Below are 5120 nucleotides of genomic sequence, written 5' to 3' on the forward strand. Positions count from 1 at the left end.
CCTGGTCCTACGATTTCGCCGCCGACCGCACCCGTTATGCCGATCTCGAACCCGATGCGCGCAGCCATGCGGTGCACGACATCCGCCTGCTGGACGCCTACGTCAACAAGGAATTCGAGATCGATGAGCATCCGGTGCGGGCGCGGGTCGGCAACCAGGTCATCAGTTGGGGCGAGGATATTTTCATTCCCGGTGGGATCAATTCGATCAACGCCATCGATGTGCGGCGCGCGCACAGTCCCGGCGTGCAGCTGAAGGAGATATTCCGCCCGGCGCCGATCCTGTCGCTGAATGCCGAAGTGGCCAAGGGCCTGAGCGTCGAGGGTTATTACCAGACGCGCTGGAACGGTTACGAGTTCGATCCGGTCGGCACCTTCTTTTCCACCAGCGACATCGTCGGCCGCGGCTCCACCGGCGCCTTCCTGCCGACCTCGCTGGTCAATTCCGTTACCGGCCAGTTCGGCCTGCCGCCGGCGCCGCCCGGCACCGTGGGCGATACCGGCACCCGCATCATCGGCGTCAATCCCAGCACCGGGCTGCCGTTCAACCGCCAGCTGTCGGCCAGCGAACTGGGCGATCCCAACCTGAATCCCTTGTACGGCCCGCTGATCCACAGCGGCAGCGTGATCCCGCGCGGCATCGATCACAACCCCCGGAACAGCGGCCAGTTCGGCCTGTCGACCCGTTATACCTTCCCCGAAAGCGGCGACGAACTGGGCCTGTATTACATCCGTTATCACGACAAGATTCCGTTCGCCAGCATCCGCGTCAACCAGGGCACTACCGCCAACCCGTTCGGCTGGCAGGAAATCTACCTGGACTATGCCGAGGACCGCAACCTGTTCGGCGTCTCCTACAACACCCGCGCCGGCGACTGGGCTTTCGGCACCGAGCTGTCGTTCCGGCCGAAGGAAAGCACCCCTATCGATCCGACCATCGTCAGCAACCCGAACAATCCGTATTACTGCAATGCCGACCTGAATCCGGCCAACTACCGCCCCACCGGCTACGTCTGCCGCGGCGCGGTCGACCAGAAGAAATACCAGTTCCACCTGACCGCGCTCAACATCTTCACCCCGGGCGGCAGTTTCGGCGGCCTGCTGCGCGCGCTGGGCGCCACCGAGGGCACGTTTACCTCGGAACTGGCGGCGGCCTATTATCCGGACCTCGATCTCAACCAGGGCATCCCCTATTCGGTGACTTCCGATTACCGGCAGCCGACCAAACTCTCCAGCGGCCTGGTGGCGCAGATCGGCGTCAACTATCCGGCTGCGTTCGGCGGCCAGGCTTCCTACGCGCCGGACCTGTCGCTGTCGTACGGTATGTCCGGCGTGTCCGCCAGCGCTTTGCCGGGATTCATCCAGGGCGCGGGCGCGGTGGTGCTGGGGCTGACCGTGGATTTCAAGACCAAGCCGGCGACCAAGATGCGTGTCGACTACACCCACAATTACGGCGGCGGCCTGTCCAACCTGAGCCGCGACCGCGATTTCGCCACCTTCAGCTTCACGACTTCGTTCTGATTAATCAGTGATTGGATGCAGGCATGAGCAGTAGTTCAACCCAGGGTCCCGCCAAGGATGGCCGGCTGCAGCGGCTGGTGGCAGGGCTGGAGTCGGTTCTTTTCAGGCGGCGTTTTGCGGTGCTGCTGGCATTCGGCGTTTTTACGCTGTGCATGGCGGCGCTGGCGCTGGGTTTGCGCATGTCGGCCGGATTTGAAAAGACCTTGCCGCAGCAGCATGAATACATCAAGACCTTCAACCAGTACCGGGAAGCGCTGTTCGGCGCCAACCGCCTGATCGTGGTGGTGCACGCGCGTCACGGCACGATCTGGAATCCGCCGGTGCTGCGCCAGCTGCTGGGGGTGACCGAGGCGGTCAATTACCTGCAGGGCGTAGATCGCAGCAGCGTCATGTCGCTGTGGACGCCGAATGTATTCTTTACCGAAATCACGGAAGAGGGTTTCAAGGCGCTGCCGATTACCGGCGGCGACATCATTCCGGAGAAGCTCAATCCGCAGGTGATCGCCGATATCCGCGGCCGGGTCGCCGCTGGCGGCTATCTCGGCAACCTGGTCTCGCGCGACCAGACCAGCGCCATGGTGCTGGCCGAATTGCAGGACAGCGATCCGCAGACCGGGCAGGCGCTCGATTACCGCGTCTTCAACCAGCTGCTGGAAGACAAGGTGCGCAAGCAGTTCGAAAACGCCGAGGTCGAGATCCAGATCATCGGTTTCGCCAAGGCCATCGGCGATATCGGCGAAGAAGCCAGCCGCGTCATGGAATTTTTCGGCATCGCCTTGCTGCTGACTGCGCTTTCGGTTTACTGGTATTGCCGCTCGCTGCGGCTGACGATGCTGCCGCTGGTCTGTTCGCTCAGCTCGCTGGTATGGCAGTTCGGCACCTTGCGGCTGCTCGGTTTCGGCCTCGATCCGCTGGCGATCCTGGTGCCGTTCCTGGTGTTCGCCATCGGCGTTTCGCATGGCGTGCAGCAGATCAATTTCATCGTGCGCGAAATCGCCGCCGGCCGGAATACCGAACAGGCCGCGCGCCACAGTTTCACCGGCCTGCTGATACCGGGCACGCTGGCGCTGGTGACGGCCTTCATCAGCTTCATCACGCTGACCCTGATCCCGATCCCGATGATCCGGGAACTGGCGATTGCCGCCTCGATAGGCGTCGGCTACAAGATCGTCACCAACCTGGTGATGCTGCCGGTCGCCGCCTCGTACTTCAGCTTTTCGCAGGAATATGCGCAACGTGCGATCAGTCGCCGCGAACAGCACAGCCGCTGGCTGAGTGGCCTGGCGCTGGTGGCGCGGCCGCGCAACGCATGGATCGTGGTGGCGCTGGGGGCTGCCTTGTTCGGCGTGGCGGTGTGGCAAAGCCAGGGCCGCCACGTCGGCAGCCTGCAGGCCGGCGCCGCCGAACTGCGGCCGGAAGCGCGCTTCAACCGCGACGCCGCCGACATCACCGCCCGCTTCGACGTCGGCCTCGACTGGCTGACGGTGGTGTTCGAGGTGGCGCCGGCGGGCCAGCTGGATGCCTGCGCACGCCCCGACGCCCAGCTGTTCATGGACGATTTCGCGCAGCAGATGAGCGGCGTGCCGGGCGTGCTGTCGATCCGCTCGGTGGCCGATGTGCTCAAGGGCGTGAATGCCGGCCTCAATGAAGGCAACCCGAAGATGGCCACCATCACGCGTGATGCGCGCGGCCTGGGTTCGCAGTTCGGCAGCGCCAACAACCAGCTGCACGGCTTTTCCTCGTCGGATTGCCGGGCCCAGGGCGTCAACCTGTACCTGAGCGATCACAAGGCGACCACCATCAAGGGCGTGGTCGCCGCGGTCGAGCAGTTTCGCCGGACCAACCGGCTGGACGGAGTCAATATCCGCCTGGCCAGCGGCAACGCCGGCGTGCAGGCCGCCACCAATGAAGTGCTGGAACGCAGCGAACTGCCGATGATGCTGTACGTGTACGCAGCCATCCTGTTGCTGGTGCTGATCGCCTACCGCGACTGGCGCGCCATGCTGGCCTGCTGCCTGCCGCTCACGGTAGCAACCTGGCTCGGCTACTGGTTCATGAAAGACCTGAACATCGGCCTCACGGTGGCCACCTTGCCGGTGATGGTGCTGGCCACCGGCATCGGCGTCGACTACGCCTTCTACATCTATAACCGTTTGCAGCTGCACCTGGGAGCCGGCATAGCGATCAGCGACGCCGTCGAGCGCACTTTGCATGAAACCGGGGTGGCTACCGTGTTTACCGCGCTGACCCTATCGATAGGCGTCGCCACCTGGTCGTTTTCGCCGCTGCAGTTCCAGGCCGACATGGGCAAGCTGCTGACCTTCATGTTCCTGGTCAACATGGTCATGGCCGTCACCTTGCTGCCAGCCTTCGCGGTGGTGCTGGAGACCATCTTCCCGCGCCGCGCCGGCATGCCGCGCATGACGTCGTCTGTTGCTCATTGAGGAAACCCATGTCATCGACATTCAAGAATATGCGTGTGATTCCTGCCGTCTTGTGTCTCTTGCTGGCGGCTGCCGGCGCCAACTCGTCCGCGGCTGAAGCGGCAAACTCCGGCTGGCCGACCAACCGGCCGGCGCAGCTGCGGCAGCAAGCCACCGGCACGGCCATGCTGGCGGCGACCAGCACCGCAGGCGGCAGGATCGTAGCCGTCGGCGACCATGGCGTGATCCTGCTGTCCGACGACGGCAAGCAGTACCGCCAGGCGCGCAGCGTGCCGACCCGCGCCATGCTGACCTCGGTCACCTTCATCGACCGCAATACCGGCTGGGCGGCGGGCCATGACGGCGTGGTGCTGAAAACCACCGACGGCGGCGAACACTGGAACCTGCTGCGCCAGCAGTACGGCCAGGAGCAGCCGATATTGTCGATCTGGTTTGGCGATGCCGACAAGGGCCTGGCGGTCGGTCTGTTCGGCTTGGCCCTGGGCACCAGCGACGGCGGCGCGACCTGGACCGAAATAAAACTGAACAACGGCGACGCTGCCGACCGCCACCTGTACCGGATTGTCGCGACCGCCAGCGGCACGCTGCTGATCATGGCCGAAGCCGGCACGGTATTCCGTTCGGAAGACGGCGGCAAACACTGGGATGTGATCGACAGCGGTGAAAAGGGCTCGCTCTGGAGCGCCGCCGCCTTTTCTGAAAACGGCGCCAGCACCGTGGTCGCGGTCGGCATGCGCGGTCACATCATACGCAGCGCCGATGACGGCAAGAGCTGGCAGGCGGTCGCTTCCGGGACTACGCAATCGCTGACGGATATCGCGCAGCTGTCCGGACGCGAGCTGGCAGCCGGCGGCATGGGCGGCACCGTGTTGCGCAGTACTGACGGCGGCCGCCATTTCGCGCTGGAGCATAGCGCCGGCGATGAACCGATCACGGCACTGCTCAAGGCGCCGGGCGGAAAGGGTGCGCTGCTGTTTTCCCTGGCAGGCGTGGTGAGCGGCGCAGCGGCGAGATGAGGTCCGCGGCGGTGAAGTCGTTCTGTAACGTATTTACTTGACGTAAACGGAGGAACAATGAAATTACGACAGATAGCTGGCCGGATCGTCGCTGCGGCGTTGATCTGTACTGCGGCGCGATATGCCGCAGCCCACGATTA

At 64.1% G+C, this 5120-nt stretch carries 3 protein-coding genes; all 3 read left to right on the forward strand.

The features are described from left to right. On the forward strand, positions 1-1520 hold a 1520-nt coding region (locus JWQ61_RS19700; RefSeq protein ID WP_304361997.1), incomplete at its 5' end, for a DUF1302 domain-containing protein. Positions 1521-1543: 23 nt separating this feature from the next. Continuing rightward, positions 1544-3964, forward strand: coding sequence for an RND family transporter (locus JWQ61_RS19705; protein WP_304361998.1), 2421 nt, complete (start codon positions 1544-1546; stop codon positions 3962-3964). A gap of 8 nt (positions 3965-3972) precedes the next feature. Then, on the forward strand, positions 3973-4980 hold the full coding sequence (locus JWQ61_RS19710) for a YCF48-related protein (RefSeq protein ID WP_304361999.1): 1008 nt from the start codon (positions 3973-3975) through the stop codon (positions 4978-4980). Positions 4981-5120 lie beyond the last annotated feature (140 nt).

The organism is Collimonas fungivorans (assembly GCF_028292705.1).
In the GTDB taxonomy this organism is placed as follows: domain Bacteria; phylum Pseudomonadota; class Gammaproteobacteria; order Burkholderiales; family Burkholderiaceae_D; genus Collimonas; species Collimonas fungivorans_B.

Bases quoted from the DNA above. Each gene is read 5' to 3' on its own strand.
- JWQ61_RS19705 (WP_304361998.1), top strand. From the start codon at position 1,544: ATGAGCAGTAGTTCAACCCAGGGTCCCGCCAAGGATGGCCGGCTGCAG.
- JWQ61_RS19710 (WP_304361999.1), top strand. From the start codon at position 3,973: ATGTCATCGACATTCAAGAATATGCGTGTGATTCCTGCCGTCTTGTGT.